Origin of the sequence: Clostridium sp. UBA7339 (assembly GCF_002470865.1) — a bacterium.
Taxonomy (GTDB): Bacteria; Bacillota; Clostridia; order Clostridiales; family Clostridiaceae; genus Clostridium_J; species Clostridium_J sulfidigenes.
On record NZ_DKPI01000006.1, the window covers coordinates 961,866 to 979,338 of the forward strand.

The following is a 17,473-nucleotide window of genomic DNA, read 5'->3' on the forward strand; positions in this document are numbered from 1 at the left end:
TTTCTAAATTGATTATACACTAAGGAATTCTATCAGTAATGCCGTCATTAATTTATATTACTACAACAAATCATTAAGTTTTTGATATAATAGATTTATTATACTTAGGAGGTACAGCATGAAATCAGCACAATATTATATAGAAAAATTAGGCATGACACCACATGTGGAAGGGGGATACTTCAAACAATCAGTATTATCAGAAGATTTCTTTAGAGAAGATAAAAAGTTATTTAGTAGCATATATTTCTTGCTTGAAACAGGAGAGGTGTCTCATTTTCACAGATTAACTTCTGATGAAATGTGGTATTACCACGACGGGCAACCTCTGACTATATATATGATCACACCAGAGGGTGAGCTTATAACTAAGCAATTAGGATTAGATATAGAAAAAGGAGAGGTTCCACAAGTTTTAGTTCCTAAGGGATATATATTTGGTTCTTCTATGAATAATGATGGATTTGCTTTAGTTGGATGTATGGTAGCCCCTGCCTTTACTTTTGATGATTTTGAATTATTTGAGAGAAGAGACCTTTTAAATATGTATCCAAATCTAGAAGATATAATAAAAAAGTTAACTAGATAAACCTTCTTCCTGATATTAGCTAAATATTTATTTAATATATCGTGGATAAAAAATGGGGCTGTCGCTCTAAAAAATTTGTGAGACAGCCCCATTTTAATGGTGGAGATGAAATGTAGTATTTATAATCCACCATATAATCTTTTATGTTATTCAATGCCCTTATTAATATATTTACTCTATGTAGAATTGGCCATTCATTATGTGTATTTTTTATGCACATTTGCATTAATAATATTCTGGTACTTCCTTATATCTGATTTTATTTGTCGGTTTTCAAAAAATAAACTTCTGTGCCTGACCAGATAAATACCCAACACACTATACTTAATATACCTGCGAAATAAGCATATCTGCTTGAAAGGCTCAAGCCTATCAACCCAATAATGATGCCAAATGCGTACAAAATAATAGCCTTCATATTATTTCTACCATAGATATATTCATTTTCTTCCACTCGGTTTGAAAAGGTATTTACTATAGCTGTCTTCAACAACTTATCATCATAATTATTTTCACCTTTAATAAATATATCAACTTCTCTTCTTTTGCAATTCAGTAGCTTTGATAAAATAAACTCTTCCAAATCAGAGCTTAGGTGTAAATCATCCGAGCTAAAATATGGTGCAAATGGAGTATTTGTTTCATCCAAAAAGATATCTATCCTTAAATCATTGTTCATGCTATCACTCCTCTTACTCAAGGTAAGTAAATTTCTATATGTATATCATAAATAAATTTTTTAATAGTATAAAGTTAAGCAATATATGGAATTGCTACCTTCTACACATTTCCTATTCTAAATAACATATTTATATTATTTGAATCTATATATAAATATATTCAGATTATCTTCTGAGTCCTTACTAAACAAAATAAAGATGACAAAAGGAGTTACTCAAAATACCTTTAATCATTTTGAGTAACTCCTTAGTTATTATCTGATTTGACCATTTCCAAATATTATATACTTATTAGTGGTAAGCTCTTTAAGTCCCATGGGACCTCTTGCATGTAGCTTTTGAGTGCTTATACCTATTTCTGCTCCAAATCCGAATTCCTCTCCATCAGTAAATCTAGTAGAAGCATTCACATAAACTGCTGCTGCATCTACTTGTTGATGAAATCTTTGAGCATTCTGATAATCATTTGTTACTATAGCTTCAGAGTGGCCTGAGCCATATTTATTTATATGAGTTATCGCTTCATCTATATCTTTTACTACCTTTATACAAATTATATAATCTAAATATTCTTTATAATAGTCTTCTTCATTTGCTAGTATTATGTCATTTACTATTCCTATAGATTTTTTGTCTCCTCTAACTTCTACTTTTCTTTGTCTTAATTCATCAACTATTACTGGAATAAATTCTTTTGCTATATCTTCATGAACAAGTAATTTTTCCTCTGAGTTGCAAACTGCTGGTCTAGTGGTCTTTGCATTTATAACTATTTGTTTTGCCATTTCTAAGTCACTATTTTTATCAACATAAACATGGCAGTTCCCTGTTCCAGTTTCTATTACTGGGATTGTAGCATTTTCTACTACTGATTTTATTAGTCCAGCGCCTCCTCTTGGTATTAGCACATCTATATATTCATTTAACTTCATCATATTTTTAACAGTTTCTCTACTTGTATCTTCTATTAATTGAATACAATCTACTGGTAACTTAGTTTTTTCTAAGGCTTTTTTTAATATCTGTACTATTTTTTTGTTGGAGTTTATAGCTTCACTTCCACCTCTTAGTATTGTTGCATTACCTGATTTTAAACATAGCCCTACTGCATCACAAGTAACATTTGGTCTTGCCTCGTATATTATTCCTATTACTCCTAGAGGTACCCTTTTTTTCCCTATTTGTAGTCCATTTGGTCTAGTTATTATTGAACTTACTTCACCTACAGGGTCTTCTAGTCCTGCTACTTGTGTTAAACCTCCACTCATCCCTTTGATTCTGTCTTCATTTAAAAGCAATCTATCTACTATTGCTTCTGATGTTCCCTTATTTTTTGCATTTTCTATATCAATTTTATTTGCTGCTATTATTTCACTAGCATTCTCTAATAATGCTTTTGCCATTTCATTTAAAGCTTTATTTTTTTCATTTGTTGAAATATTTGATAATATGTACGCAGCTTCTTTTACTTTTTTCCCTTTTAAAATTAACTCTTCCATCTAAAATTACTCCCTTCATATTTTGATTATCTTTCTTTTCTCAGAAATAAAGTTCCTACATCGTCTCCATTTAATATATCAATAAGTTTACTTGGGTCTTTTCCATTTGCTAATATCATATTTGTACCATTATCAGTTACAATCTTTGCTGCATGTATTTTAGTTTCCATGCCACCTGTGCCTAAATTACTTCCTGCACCTTCTGCAAAATTTAGTACTTCTTCCGTTATATATTTCACTTCTTTTATAAGCTTTGCATCCTTATTTGTTCTTGGATTAGAGTCATAGAAACCATCAATATCTGATAGTATTATTAAAAGATTTGCATCCACAATAGTAGAAACTATTGCTGCTAGATTGTCATTATCTCCAAATCTAGATATATTTTCAATTTCATCTATAGATACACTATCATTTTCATTTACTATTGGAATTATTCCGCTTTCTAGCAAGGTTTCAAAAGTATTTGCAACATTATTTCTACTTCTTTCACATTCTATAATGTCTCTTGTTAAAAGTATTTGACCTACTGAATAGCCATATTCTCCAAATAGTTTGCTATAAATATTCATAAGTGCTACTTGTCCCACAGATGCAGCTGCCTGCTTTTCTCTAATAGTTTTTGGCCTTTCCTTTAAGTTCATTTTACTTACTCCAACACCTATAGATCCAGATGTTACAAGGATTATTTCTTTCCCACTATTTATTAAATCAGATATTGACATGGCTATTTTTTCAATTCTCCTTAAGTTTATGTTTCCATTGTCATAGGTTAAGGTTGAAGTACCAATTTTTATAATTATTCTTCTTGAATTTTTAATATTTTCGCGATATTCCATTTTTATCTCCTCTTAAGTTTCCTTCATTAATTTTATCTTTAATAAGCTTGTAATAATATTATCATAAAAATATAAGTTTATTAACACTACTTTACTCTACAACTTATTAGAAATAACCTCCAATACATAACAAGCCTAAGAATATATCCTGTACATAAAATAACCCACCACAACACATTTCTGTATTGTCGTGGGTTTTATGGTGGAGGCAAAACACCACCATTAATTTAAAACTTATTTACATATTAATTTAAAATTAATATAGATTTATTAGCCCAAAAGCTTTGAAAATCCTGGCTCTTTTCACAGCTATGTAGCAAGTCCAAATTTTAGTAACATTTCTAGCTACTTCACTATCTACTCCCCAAGAAAAATTAGGTTGCCAAAAACCTTCTTCCTTCAATGTATTAATCCAAAAAGAAAAGTTCTTTTCTATAAAGGCTTCAACTAATTTATACCATTGTGACTCAGGTGAAGTTACTAAATCTAAAGGTTGTGATACATATTCCATCCATTTAGCCTCATCTATACAAAGACAGTCTAATATTCTTCTTTCCATAGACCTTATAGTTACATCACTAATCAAATTTGAATTTAGTTCTTTTAAAACTATAAATAGTCTTTGTAAGCAATAGCAATCATGGTCAGAACACTCTTCATTACTATTTAAAAACTCTATACATCTAGCTGCAATTTTATTACCTATCTCCTTTTGAACAGCATTACCAAACTTGATAAAAGCTGAAGCAACAACAGCACAAGGGTTAGGAGTAAATTTTGTATCTGGAGCATATATCCACCATGGTGCATGGGGAAAGTTTTCAACTTCCTCTGGAACCTTCTCCCAGAATGATGGCGTATCTTCAATGGTTTTTTCAAAATAATTTAATAAATTTCCAAACCAAGGCTCCTCACAATTAAGGTCATAATCATATGCAATAAAAATGGCCTCAGTAGATGCTATACTTGTTGATGATGGTAATAGCATATCAGCTTCTAATCCCTTTCCAAAACCACCATCCTCATTTTGATATTTTATTAGTTCTGATACTATATCCTCTTTACTACCCTTATTAAAAGTATAATTCCATTTTACTTTTTCAATATCTCTACCATTACTAAATATATGCTCCTCTATATTTTTAAATTGGCTCATCTTTAACTTCTCCATAGTACACCTCACAAACTTTATTTCATAACTTAATGTTAATACATTAAACACCTTTAGTATTGTAAAAATGCGACATTCTATTTAATTAACTCGTTTATAGCTTTCATAGGAGTGTTTCCATGGTATTTTTTAAAGTCATTTATCATATGAGCTTGATCACAATAACCATAACTATAAGTAATATTACTAAGATTAAAATCTCTCTTAAAAGCTATGTCTTTCCATATATTTTGATATCTAACTAAACTGCAGCACTTCTTAGGAGTTATTCCAATATATTCTCCAAAGATACGCTCCAACTGTCTAGAACTAACAGAAATATAATTACTAATCTCTGATATTGTAGTTACCCCTTTAGATTTCAAAATATAATATACTCCATTTAATAAATTTTTATTTCTAAAATTCTTATTGAATAATCTTCTAAGCAATAACTTTTCTATGTAATATATTCTTTCTTCAATCTTAGGATAATATATAACTATATCTTCAATTTCTTTTCCTAAATCCATAAAATATTGGTCTACAATTGCAAACTCATTACACTTTTTAGGCAATTGATTATCTGTAAATAAATGCACAGCCCAAAAATTAAATCGGATACCAAAGGTAGAAATCAACGCTGAGGTTTTAACCTCTTGTGTATAAAAAGGAGAATCATTTATACTACAAAATAGGTTATTCACTTTATTATTACTATAATCTATATCAAAAATTATATCCATACAACAATCTGGAATCACAATATTGTTTCTATCCCCCTCTTTAGTTATTTCCTTATTTCTATAAGGCACTGGACTTCCCCAAAAGCATCTTATATATGGCTTTAAAGTATCACATGGCTCAACTTCTCTATAAGTATCTGATTTATTTATTATATTATTAGTTATGGGTTTAAATAAGTCTGATAGCTCTTTCATTTGTTCCACCACTTCATAATAATTTATTTTTATTTTTGTTAATAATCGTACTAATATTATAACATTATTTCTAATATTTAGGATAAACTTTATCTATTAAAATCTTTAATAGATAAAGTTCATAAAAAGTGTTAGTGTGCCTAATTTATTACTAGAATTAAATGTAATTAAGTGTTAATATATTCATATAATTTACAAATAACATATGTTCAATTGTACTAACTACATTACAAATACTATTTAGTTATAAATGAAAGGAGTATAAAATTTTATCTATTTTAAGATTAAAACAAAGGTTATACTTACTAATAATTTTGGGGAGGGATTAATTTTGAAAGGCACCAAAAAAATAATATGTATATGTTGCTCTTTAATTGTTATAACATCACTTGTGGGTTGTAATAGTGTTAAAGACAAGTCCTCTAGCTTAAGTGATATAACTAGCATAAAATTCAAAGATTTTTCAAAGGATATTTCTGAAGATAGGATATATAGCACTATAGAGAAACTTTCAGCAAAGGATGATGCTAGAATAACCGGGTTTGATGGAGAAAAGGATGCAGCATCATATATTTGTAAAGAGTTTAAAGACATGGGACTTAGTGTTGATGAACAAGAGTTTCCTGTAACAGCGTTTAAATGTAATGATGTAGAAGTAAAAATAGATATACCTGAAAGTAAAGTTGTTGAATCTAAGGCTTTAACCTTTAGTAAAGAGACTCCAAAGGAAGGCTTAACTTCAGAAGTCGTTAATGGATATATGGGAACACAAACTGATTTGGAAAAAGCTAAAGTAAAAGATAAACTTGTTATTATTCAACGTGGTGGTGATACATTTAAAAATAAAACTGAAAGAGCTACTGCAATGGGTGCTGTAGGTGTTATATTTTTTGATCCTAATAGTGAAGAACCTCTATCCGCTACCCTAGTTGAACCTACAAAAATACCAGCTGTTACAATATCTAAAGCTGATGCAGAATATCTTAATTCAACCATAATAACCTCAAAAAAAGGCCTTAAAGCCACACTAAAGGTTGATAGTCAGTGTATAGATAGTAAATCAAAAAATATTATTGCAACATTAAAATCTAAAAAGAAAGATGCTAAAACCTTAATAGTTGGAGCTCACTATGATGGAGTAGATACCCCAGCTGCAAATGACAATGCTTCAGGTATTTCTACTGTAATGGAATCAGCAAGGATTTTATTCAAGAAAAACCTTGATTGCAATATTAAATTTATTGCATTTGGTGCTGAAGAAATAGGTTTAGTGGGTTCAAATTATTATGTTCAATCTTTAAATAGTGATGATTTACAAAATACTATTGCAATGGTAAATGCCGATATGGTTGGTATCGGTGATAATTTATGTGTTTACACAATGGATAGCTCTAAGGATTCTTTAACTGCAGATTTAGCAGTAAGTTGTATGAATAACTTCCAATACGATAATAGAAGAGATGAAAGTAACAGAAGTGATCATGTAGCTTTTGAAGCAGCTGGTATACCAGTGGCATATTTTGAATATGGCCCATTTGTTGACTACCATACGGATAAAGATACCGCTGATAAGATCAATAAAGAAAACTTATCTAATACATGCAACGTAATCACATCTTTATGTAATGAAATTGGTAATAATCCAGAAAGATTCTCAAAATAATAACTAAAAATAAAATCTTAAATCTTATATAAAAAAGAACTTAAGTAACATAATACTTCTAATGTACTATTATTCCTATGGATAATAATGAACAAGCAAATATAATTGTAGTGGATACCTTTCTCTAATAAAAATAAGGCTCTATAAANNTTTATAGAGCCTTATTTTTATTTAGAACTAACCTTTTCAAATCCTGCTATTCCAATAGCTCCTGGACCACTATGAGATGTAATTACACATCCTGCTTGAATCCATATAATCTTTCTAAATCCCTCTTCTTTAGCAATTCCCTCCATGTTATGTTTTATAGATTCATCAAGACCCAAAGAATAAATAAGATATAATTGTTCTTTATCAAAATTATATCTCTTAATATATTCTTTCATATACTTATCAGCAACACTAACCATTTTCCCACGAAACTTTTGTGTTGAAATTAACTTTCCATCTACAATTTCAATGAGTGGTTTTATTAGTAGTAAAGTTCCTCCCAAGTATGCAGCATTGGATACACGCCCTCCTGCTCTCAGATATGCAAGATCACCAGGGATAAAAGATACTCTGGCTCTTGCCACGTAATCCTGAATTTCTTCAATTAAATTAGTTATCATTATATTTGGATGTTTTTCTATGATTTCAGCTGCTCTTAAAACAATTGCTCCTTGACCACCAGTGACATTTAAAGAATCAACATGATAAATATCTTCCATTCCTTCTGAAGCAATAAGTGCATTTTGGTAAGCACAAGAGGCTTTAGATGTATATCCAATATGAAGAATAATACAACCCGGATTTTCATCTTTTATTTTTTTAAATAAAAGATGAAATTCTTCTGGATTTGTTGCTGAAGTTGATGGTATTTTTTTATTTTTTTTATAATAATCATAGACTTCTGTTACAGGTATTGAACCATCTAAATAAGATGAGTCTCCCATTATCACGTGCATGGGGATAACCTGAATATTATGTAATGTGGCTAAATCCAATGGAATATCTGCTCCGCTCTCTGCTAAAATAATTATTTTTTTCACAAGTTTACCTCCATAAAATTCATAACATTTTTCATTTGTATAATTTACCAAAAAAGCTTTGTTAAATTTCTAAGATAAGGTTCTATTAATAATTTATTCCCATATTCCCAGAAATCCTACTAAGAACTTAGATACTTATATTGCTTATATTTTACACACAATAATCCAGAAACATTCAAAATAAGCTAAACATAAAATCTTAAATTTTATAATTGACTTATCTTTATTTTAGCATATGCTCCCAATGAGATTTTTGTTGATTCTCTGTAATAAAATACTCATTAAGTTTATCCTCTAATACTATTTTAACCATCCTATCAAATCCATGGGCAAGATTTAATAAATTAAGTTTATCTATATCATGCCAAAATACATGACCTTCTTCACCATACTCTATTAAATCTCCCTGGTATGAATCAGTTTTAAAAAGAAAAACCATATACCTTTTATTATCTTCTGCCCTATACCAATCTTTAACACCGCAAATTTCTAAATTATTTACTACTAGGCCAGTTTCCTCATTAACTTCTCTGATGGCTGAATCTACAATAGACTCACCCTTTTCTACATGCCCCCCTGGAAAAGCTATTCCAGTCCAATTTCCTTTAATGCGGTTCTGAACAAGAACTTTATTATTTAATTTATCCATTATCATAACCATATTTGTTAGTTCTACATTCTCCATATATTACACCTCTTAAGTACAATTTATATTTTTTTGTTTTATATCAAAAGCTTTTTTACTTCTTCTTCTTTTTCAAACAATACACATCCACCCTTATGTTCACCAAGAAGCATTTCTGCTGCACTTAATTTTCTAAATAAAGGTGATTGTAATGCATCTAACAAGCTAGAATTTTTTAAATTTGTATCTGAAAAAGGTGAAAATGGACATGGCTCTACTCCTCCACTTGTGTTAATATGAAAGAAACCTCTTCCAGCAGCAAGACATCCTCCTGAATGTTTTTCATCTCCTGGAAAAGAAATAAAAATCATATCTTCATAAATTTCTCTAAGACGAGCTTGTTCACTTTCAAGATAGTTCCTTTCTTTATCAGTTGGTGCTAAATCTTTAGTTGAAGCAACTACTGGTACATATTCTACAAAAATTACTAATTTGCAACCTCTATTATATAATTCTGCTATAAACTCTTTACTAGCCACATTATAGATATTTTCTGTGGTAACAGTTATAGAAGCTCCATATAATATTCCTTTAGATTTAAGTGAATCTATTTTATTTATGAGAAGTTCATAGGTTCCTTTACCACGTCTAGCATCAGTTTTGTTCTCATCACCTTCAATACTAATAACAGGCACAAGATTTCTATTAGCATCGAATAGCTTAATATATTCTTCATCAATGATAGTCCCATTTGTGAATATAGGAAAAATAATTTCTTTAATTTGAGACGCTTTTTCTATAATATCCTTTCTCATTAAAGGTTCTCCACCAGCTAGTAATATAAAAGAAATTCCAAGTTCTTTCCCCTGTTTAAATATATCTTCCCATTGATAACTTGTCATTTGATCTTTATTTGACTTTTCACCACAGGTATTATTGGCTCTTGCATAACACCCTTTACAAAAGAGATTACAGCTACTAGTGATGCTTGAGATTAGGAAAGGTGGAATATGTTGTCCTTTCTCTTCAAAGGTTTTTCTTCTTTTAGCAGCTTTTTTGCTTTCTAAAATATATTTCATAATGAACTTTGCCTCTTTGGGATTTTGAAAAGAAGCCTTCATTGCACCCTTTACAATGCTTTCTACCCCTTCATTTAAATAGTTAACTAAACTAAACTCTGTACCCATTTCAATGCCATCTCCCTATAAATTATTTATTTAATTTACTTTATTTCAATATCAAGTATTCTTTAATATTCACAGTTCACCTTACCTTTAGTATGATAAATTCTATTTAAATACATTATATCATTATATAGTAAAATCCATATCATATAATTATGTTATAATATAAGAATTGATGAAATTATTTACACTTTAACTATGATAATTTAAATGTGAGGTAAATATGAGTACTATAACTAAAACAGATATATTTAATACACCAGTAAGTATTAACTTTAAGACTATTGATATGGATACAAATGATAAAAATATAATTAAAGATGAGATTATTAAAGCTAGTGAAACTGGTTTAGTAAATAGCTTAATCCATTCAAATTTAGCTTTAACACCAAAGTTAATAGTAAATGACTATTTAAAAGGTAGCAAAGTTTTAAATGAAATAATCTCTGAATTAACAAGATGTAAAGAGTTTTTTATATCCGTTGCTTTTATTACAAGTAGTGGCATAACCCCCTTACTAGAAACCTTGAAATACTTAAATAAAAAAGGTGTGAAAGGTAAAATTTTAACTACAGATTATCTGAATTTCAGTGAGCCTAAAGCATTAAGGAAGCTACTTGAATTTTCAAATATTGAAATTAAGTTATATAGCAAAGAAAACTTTCATACTAAAGGATATATATTTAAATATGAAGATCATTATAAATTAATTGTAGGAAGTTCGAATTTGACTCAATCAGCATTAACAAAAAATAAGGAATGGAATTTAAAAATTTCCTCTTTAGAGGCAGGTTCCTTAACTGAAAATGTAATTGATGAATTTCAGGAGCTTTGGAAGGATGCTGATGACTTAACTTTAAATTGGATAGAAACCTATGAAGATATTTATAAAAAGCAAATTGAATACGCAAGAAAAAGTAACATTCCAAGGCTAGCACAATATAAGCTTAAGCCAAATAAAATGCAGGTAGCTGCTATTCAAGGATTAAATAAGCTCAGGGAAAACGGTGCAGATAAGGCTCTCTTAATTTCTGCTACTGGTACTGGAAAAACTTATCTATCTGCTTTTGAGTTAAGAAATTATAATCCTAAAAAAGCTCTATTTATAGTACATAGAGAACAAATAGCCAATCAAGGCCTAAATAGCTTTCAAAATGTATTTGGTGATACTCGAAGCATGGGAATTCTCTCTGGAAGCCGAAAGGAAATTAATAAAGACTTTATCTTTTGTACAGTCCAAACACTATCAAAGGATGAGGTGCTTCAAAGTTTTAGCAAAGATGAATTTGATTATATTATCATCGATGAAGTTCATAAGGCAGGAGCTAATAGTTATCAAAAGATAGTTGAATATTTTAATCCTAAATTCTTACTTGGCATGACAGCCACCCCTGAAAGAAGTGATAACTTTGATATTTTTAAAATATTTAACTACAACATTGCCTATGAAATACGTCTTCAACAGGCCTTAGAAGAAGATTTACTTTGTCCATTCCATTATTTTGGTGTATCTGATATTAGTGTTAATGGTGTGGAGTTAGAGGAAAAATCAGACTTTAGAGCTTTAGTAGCTGAGGAAAGAGTTAATCATATCATCGATAAAATTGATTTTTATGGATATTGTGGTGAAAGAGTAAAGGGGTTAATATTCTGTAGTGATAAAAAAGAAGCCATTCAACTATCAAATATATTTAATACTCGCGGCTATAAAACAGTAGCCTTAACTGGAGAAAATACTCAGGATGAAAGAGAATCAGCAATTCAACGTTTAGAGCAAGAAGAATTAAATAACTCTCTAGATTATATTTTCACAGTTGATATATTTAATGAAGGTGTAGATATACCTGCTGTTAATCAAGTTGTTATGTTAAGGCCAACTAAGTCAGCTATAATTTTCGTTCAACAATTAGGTAGAGGTCTTAGAAAACATAATTTTAAAGAATATGTTGTTATTATAGACTTTATAGGAAACTATAACAGCAATTTTTTAATTCCCATTGCTTTATCTGGAGATAGAACCTTTAATAAAGATTCCATTAGAAAATATGTTATGGAAGGAACAAGAATAATACCTGGTTGTTCCACTATTAATTTTGATGAAATATCTAAAAATAAAATATTTGAGTCCATTGATAAAGCTAATTTTAATGATATTAAGCTAATTAAAGAAAGTTATAATAATCTTAAGCAAAAGATTGGTAGAATACCAAGTTTAACAGATTTTGATACTTATGAATCTATTGACCCATTAAGAATATTTGATAATAAAAGCCTGGGTTCATACTATAAATTCTTAAAAAAATATGAGAAGGACTATGCTATAGAACTTAATAAGTCTGAAGAATTATTTATTGAATTCATCTCTAAAAAGCTAGCTTCCGGTAAAAGAATTCATGAACTGCTTATGCTTAAGCTTGCTATTAACCATGAAACCAATCTAATCCATAGACTGAAAAAAGAGCTAAAAGATGATTATAATATAGATTTTAAAGCTACCACTGAAACTAATGTGGTTAATGTTCTTACAAATGAATTTCCCACTGGCACTGGTAAAAAAACTTATGAAAAATGTGTTTTTTTAGAAGTATCAGATTCTGATTATAAAATTTCTAAATCCTTTAAGAATCATCTTGAAAATAGGGATTTTAAATATATGGTTGAGGAGTTAATCCATTTTGGAATGGAAAGATATACGAAATTCTACAGTAAAAGTTATATGAATACTAGTTTTCAGTTATATCAAAAATATACCTATGAGGATGTTTGTAGATTACTTCAGTGGGAGAAAGGTGAAGTTGCACTTAATATTGGTGGATATAAATTCGATAAAACCACTAAAACATATCCCGTATTTATCAACTATGAGAAATCTGAAGATATTACTGATACTATTAACTATGAAGATAGATTTCTATCTCCATCCCAGTTAATTGCTATATCAAAGTCAGGCAGAACAATAACTTCTGATGATATTGTACAAGCTTATAAAGCTGAAGAAACTGGTGTTGAAATGAGCTTATTTCTGAGGAAAAATAAAGATGATAAAATTTCAAAAGAATTTTACTTCCTTGGAAAAATTAAAGCTGTAGGAACACCTGTCCAATTCATTATGAAAAATACTAATAAAACAGCTGTGGAAATTAAATATCAATTAATTACACCTGTAAGAGAAGATATTTATGAATACATTACTTCATAATGTAAAAGGACTTAGCAAAGTAATTTAATTTGCTAAGTCCCTTTTCTTACATATTATTTAGAGCATCAATAACTAAAATATCCGCTGGAATCCACTTTTCACCATCTAATTCATCAAATGTAATCCACTTAGCATCATTATGGGCATTTAGATTTAATTTCCCACCAGAAATTTGGCAAATAAAACAATGCATAATAAGATGGAAACTAGGATAATCATATTCTACTGTGGTTAAAAAATCTGATATTTTTATATCTAATTCTAATTCTTCCTTTATCTCACGAATAAGTGCTTCTTCCTTTGATTCACCAATTTCTATTTTACCTCCAGGAAATTCCCACATATCAACAAAGTCACCGTATCCTCTACGTGTAATAAATATTCTATCATTATGTTTTATTACTGCTGCTACTACTTCTATTGTCTTCATATGTTCCCCCTCTTTTACTATGCTTTTTTTAAATACTAATCTACTTTTATTATATAATTAAGTTCATCTATTTTTCTATACTCTAGATTTTTATTATATTTTTTAAATTCATTTTCTAAAAAATCAATATGTGAATAATACTCATCTTCTATTTCTTCTACTTGTTCCTTAGATAATTCATTAAAAATACCTTTTTCATCATCCTTACTTTTAAACATTAAATCTCCAATAACTATTATTCCATCATCTTTTAGTACTCTTATCATTTCTTCTATTGCTATGACTTTTTCACTTTCATTTAAATGATGAAATGCATATGTTGAAATAATAATATCAAAGTACTTATTATCGTATGGTATCTTCAAAAATTCACCTAATCTAACTTTTAAATTTGGATATTTTTGTTTTGCTACTAATAGCATTTCCCTAGACTGATCTATTCCAATTATCTCACAATTGTTATTTAAAAACTTACTTGCTAAATTACCTGTACCTACTCCTATTTCAAGTATTATTGGATTTTTTAACTTCACATTATTTACTAAATCATATACACTTTGCAATATTAAATTGTAGTTCTTATATATTTTAAATTGTCCTTTATCTTCAATAACGTCATTATCATATGTTTTTGCCCAATGATTAAAGCCCCATTTATCTTTCCAGTTATTTCTAATACTACTTAATTTATTACTACTATTTATTATATCTAGTACTTCACTATCTATTTCATATCCTGTTGTTTCTCCATAAAGCTTGTCTATCACATCTTCTAAAGATTTTCTTATACTATTAAGCCTATGTATTTCATCATTAACGAATTTCCATTGATTATTAAAATGTGCTAAACAATTTTCTTTTTCATTATTATCTAATATATTTCTAATGTCATTAATAGTTAATCCTATTGACCTATAGAGCAATATAGATTGTAATTTAATTATATCTTGTTCATTAAATTTTCTATACTCATTTTCTTCTTCTCTTATAGGCTTTAATAAACCCTTTTTCTCATAAAATCTAATTTTATTAGTAGTTATATTAAACATTTTACTTACTTCACTTATAGTATATTTACTTCCCATGTGTTCATCCCCTTAATAATACTCTTAATAATACTATTCTAAACTTTCGTCTAGGGTTAAAGTCAATAAAAATAGCTAGTAAAACCAAATTAATTTTACTAGCTATTTTTATATTAAGTTCCACAATAAGTTCGGTATGGACACGTTGATGTCTCTGGCAATGTAGTGTAATAATCTAGTTCTTTAGAGTGATCATATGGTTTTGAGAGAGCATCCAATAGCCTTTCCATGACCCTATAATCTCCTTGATTTACTGCAGCTTCTAGTGCTTCTTCTACCCTATGGTTACGTGGAATTACCGCTGGATTACTTCTTTCCATAAGCTCCCTTGAGGAAATTTTTGATTCTTCTTGTCTCGTTAATCTCTCCTGCCATCGCTTATACCATTTATCAAATTCCTCTTTGCCAAAGAGTACATTATCCTTTATCTTTCCACTAGTTAATACACGGAAGGTGTTGGTATAATCTGCACCATACTTTTTCATAATACTTAAAAGTTCCTCAATTAAAGCTTCATCAGCAACTTCTTCATTAAAAATTCCAAGTTTTTCTCTCATTCCTCTAATCCAATTATTCTTATATAAATCAGCAAAATGTGAAACTTCTTTTTGTGCTAGCCTTAATGCCTCATTCTCATTAGTGTGTAACAATGGTAACAGAGTCTCCGCAAATCTGGCAAGATCCCATGCACCAATATTAGGTTGATTACCATAAGCATATCTACCCTGAATATCAATAGAACTAAATACAGTAGAAGGATCATAGGCATCCATAAAAGCACATGGCCCATAATCAATTGTTTCTCCACTAATTGTTACATTATCAGTATTCATTACACCATGGATAAACCCAACTAACTGCCATTTTGCAATAAGCTGAGCCTGCTTCCTAATTACTTGCTGAAGTAATAAAAGATATGGATTTTCTTTATCCTTTACCTCTTGAAAATGTCTTTGCAAAGTATAATCAGCTAAAGCTCTAAGTTCTTCAACGGTACCCCATTTTGATGCGTATTGAAATGTACCAACACGAATATGACTAGCTGATACACGAGTGAGAATTGCACCAGGTAACTGTGTTTCTCTCATTATTGACTCACCAGTTGTAACCACAGCTAAACTACGAGTAGTAGGAATACCTAGTGCATTCATTGCTTCACTTATGATATATTCCCTCAGCATTGGACCTAGTGATGCTTTTCCATCACCTCCTCGTGAATATGGAGTTCTACCTGAACCCTTAAGCTGAATATCAACTCTCTCACCTAGGGGAGTAATATGCTCACCTATGAGAACAGCTCTCCCATCACCTAACATGGTGAAATGGCCGAATTGATGTCCTGCATATGCCTGAGCAATAGGCATAGCTCCTTCTGGAATCTTATTTCCTGCAAGTATATCTACCCCATCAATGCTTTGTAATCCTTCAGCATTCAATCCTAAAAACTTTATTAGCGGATAATTTAGCATAACTAGTTTAGGTGATGGTACATGACTAGGTCTTTGCATTTCAAAAAATTTTTTCGGTAGTCCAGCATAACTATTTTCCAAGTTGAATCCTGTTTCTATTAATGCTTTTCCTTCTTTCATCATATCTCCTTTTCTTCTTCATTTTATATAAATTATAGATATAAACTTCTATAATAACTACCCTCTTTTTAGTTTATACTTTTAATAATTATTTATTCTAATATGTTATTTATTAAATACTTATGTCTTTGTTTACTATTGAAATATCAAATTAAAGCTATCAATCTTAATATGAAATAAAAAGCAAAAAGATGCTTCATCCTAAGATGATTAGCATCTTTTACCTTAATTTAAACTGTTTGTATAATCCATCTACTAAGGCATCATTACAGTATCAATTACGTGTATAACTCCATTTTTAGCCATAATATCAGTAATTATAACTTTCGCTCCATCAATAAATACTGAATCACCCTTAACCTCTATTTTAGCATTTTTTCCATTTGCCATGGTTATTTCCTTACCATTTAATTTGGCAACATCTGCAGCAGTAGCTTTACCTTTGAAAACATGATAAGTTAAAATATCTGTAAGCACATTTTTATTTTCTGGTCTTAATAGCTCATCAATTTTTCCTGCTGGAAGTTTTGAAAATGCGTCATCTGTAGGTGCAAACACTGTAAATGGACCTTCACTCTTTAGGGTATCCACTAATCCGGCTGCCTCTAAAGCTGCTGTTAAAGTTTTAAATCTGCCATCACTTGTAGCTATATCCACTATGTCCTTTGGTTCTGCCATTTCTTTCATGGTATCACTTTGAATATGTAAAATGCTCTGTGCACTTGCCACTAAAGGCATTTGGATAATAAATACCATCATTGCTAACGCTACAATAATTTTAATTTTTCTTTTCATAATCATTCTCCTTTACTATTTGGGTTAGTGTAAAGTTTTTACACCCTCTTTTAAAATTTGTAACTTTTATTCCATTTAAGTTTGCCCATTAAAAATCTAGATTATTCTAAATAAATATATACGTACTTAATTAATATTTCTCTGAAATAAATTCACATAAAAAAATAGTAGCCC

15 protein-coding genes are annotated in these 17,473 nt (G+C 29.6%); 3 read left to right on the forward strand and 12 right to left on the reverse strand.

All coding sequences use genetic code 11. The features are described from left to right. The first annotated feature begins 118 nt into the window (after positions 1-118). Complete coding sequence (locus tag B2S02_RS07930; RefSeq protein ID WP_346847268.1) at positions 119-589, forward strand: cupin domain-containing protein; 471 nt, start codon at positions 119-121, stop codon at positions 587-589. Between the two features lie 259 nt (positions 590-848). On the opposite strand, the gene B2S02_RS07935 is transcribed toward B2S02_RS07930, so the two are convergent. From B2S02_RS07935 to B2S02_RS07955, 5 genes are all read right to left on the reverse strand, one after another. Then, positions 849-1,268 carry a hypothetical protein gene (locus B2S02_RS07935; RefSeq protein WP_346920509.1) on the reverse strand — a complete coding sequence of 140 codons (420 nt, stop codon included), beginning with the start codon at positions 1,266-1,268 and terminating at the stop codon, positions 849-851. A 255-nt stretch (positions 1,269-1,523) separates the two neighbouring features. Then, positions 1,524-2,768: a glutamate-5-semialdehyde dehydrogenase gene (locus B2S02_RS07940; RefSeq protein WP_346920510.1), complete on the reverse strand. Its 1,245-nt coding sequence runs from the start codon at positions 2,766-2,768 to the stop codon at positions 1,524-1,526. A gap of 26 nt (positions 2,769-2,794) precedes the next feature. Beyond that, on the reverse strand, positions 2,795-3,607 hold the full coding sequence (gene proB, locus B2S02_RS07945; RefSeq protein WP_346920511.1) for a glutamate 5-kinase: 813 nt from the start codon (positions 3,605-3,607) through the stop codon (positions 2,795-2,797). Positions 3,608-3,863: 256 nt separating this feature from the next. Continuing rightward, complete coding sequence (locus B2S02_RS07950) at positions 3,864-4,763, reverse strand: hypothetical protein (protein WP_346920512.1); 900 nt, start codon at positions 4,761-4,763, stop codon at positions 3,864-3,866. Between the two features lie 92 nt (positions 4,764-4,855). Further along, positions 4,856-5,698, reverse strand: a complete 843-nt coding sequence (locus tag B2S02_RS07955) for a helix-turn-helix domain-containing protein (protein WP_346878473.1) — start codon at positions 5,696-5,698, stop codon at positions 4,856-4,858. A 331-nt stretch (positions 5,699-6,029) separates the two neighbouring features. On the opposite strand from B2S02_RS07955, the gene B2S02_RS07960 reads away from it, so the two are divergent. Beyond that, on the forward strand, positions 6,030-7,361 hold the full coding sequence (locus B2S02_RS07960; protein ID WP_346920513.1) for a DUF4910 domain-containing protein: 1,332 nt from the start codon (positions 6,030-6,032) through the stop codon (positions 7,359-7,361). Between the two features lie 167 nt (positions 7,362-7,528). Here the strand turns inward: B2S02_RS07960 and B2S02_RS07965 are convergent, their stop codons facing one another. The 3 genes from B2S02_RS07965 to B2S02_RS07975 form a co-directional block, all read right to left on the reverse strand. Next, on the reverse strand, positions 7,529-8,392 hold the full coding sequence (locus B2S02_RS07965; RefSeq protein ID WP_346878471.1) for a DegV family protein: 864 nt from the start codon (positions 8,390-8,392) through the stop codon (positions 7,529-7,531). 223 nt (positions 8,393-8,615) lie between these two features. Next, positions 8,616-9,077: an 8-oxo-dGTP diphosphatase gene (locus B2S02_RS07970; RefSeq protein ID WP_346920514.1), complete on the reverse strand. Its 462-nt coding sequence runs from the start codon at positions 9,075-9,077 to the stop codon at positions 8,616-8,618. Positions 9,078-9,115: 38 nt separating this feature from the next. After that, positions 9,116-10,204: a radical SAM protein gene (locus B2S02_RS07975; RefSeq protein ID WP_346920515.1), complete on the reverse strand. Its 1,089-nt coding sequence runs from the start codon at positions 10,202-10,204 to the stop codon at positions 9,116-9,118. A gap of 286 nt (positions 10,205-10,490) precedes the next feature. Between B2S02_RS07975 and B2S02_RS07980 the strand changes: the two genes are divergently transcribed. Then, a complete protein-coding gene (locus B2S02_RS07980) occupies positions 10,491-13,400 on the forward strand; it encodes a DUF3427 domain-containing protein (protein ID WP_414632755.1) in 2,910 nt (969 codons plus the stop codon). 46 nt (positions 13,401-13,446) lie between these two features. Here B2S02_RS07980 and B2S02_RS07985 read toward each other — a convergent pair whose 3' ends face one another. From B2S02_RS07985 to B2S02_RS08000, 4 genes are all read right to left on the reverse strand, one after another. Beyond that, complete coding sequence (locus tag B2S02_RS07985) at positions 13,447-13,830, reverse strand: (deoxy)nucleoside triphosphate pyrophosphohydrolase (protein ID WP_346847257.1); 384 nt, start codon at positions 13,828-13,830, stop codon at positions 13,447-13,449. Positions 13,831-13,865: 35 nt separating this feature from the next. Continuing rightward, the gene (locus B2S02_RS07990; RefSeq protein WP_346847256.1) at positions 13,866-14,915 is read right to left on the reverse strand and encodes a MerR family transcriptional regulator; all 1,050 of its coding nucleotides are present in this window, start codon (positions 14,913-14,915) and stop codon (positions 13,866-13,868) included. A 113-nt stretch (positions 14,916-15,028) separates the two neighbouring features. Then, complete coding sequence (locus B2S02_RS07995; RefSeq protein ID WP_346920516.1) at positions 15,029-16,504, reverse strand: protein adenylyltransferase SelO; 1,476 nt, start codon at positions 16,502-16,504, stop codon at positions 15,029-15,031. 255 nt (positions 16,505-16,759) lie between these two features. Further along, on the reverse strand, positions 16,760-17,191 hold the full coding sequence (locus tag B2S02_RS08000; RefSeq protein WP_414632084.1) for a fasciclin domain-containing protein: 432 nt from the start codon (positions 17,189-17,191) through the stop codon (positions 16,760-16,762). Positions 17,192-17,473 lie beyond the last annotated feature (282 nt).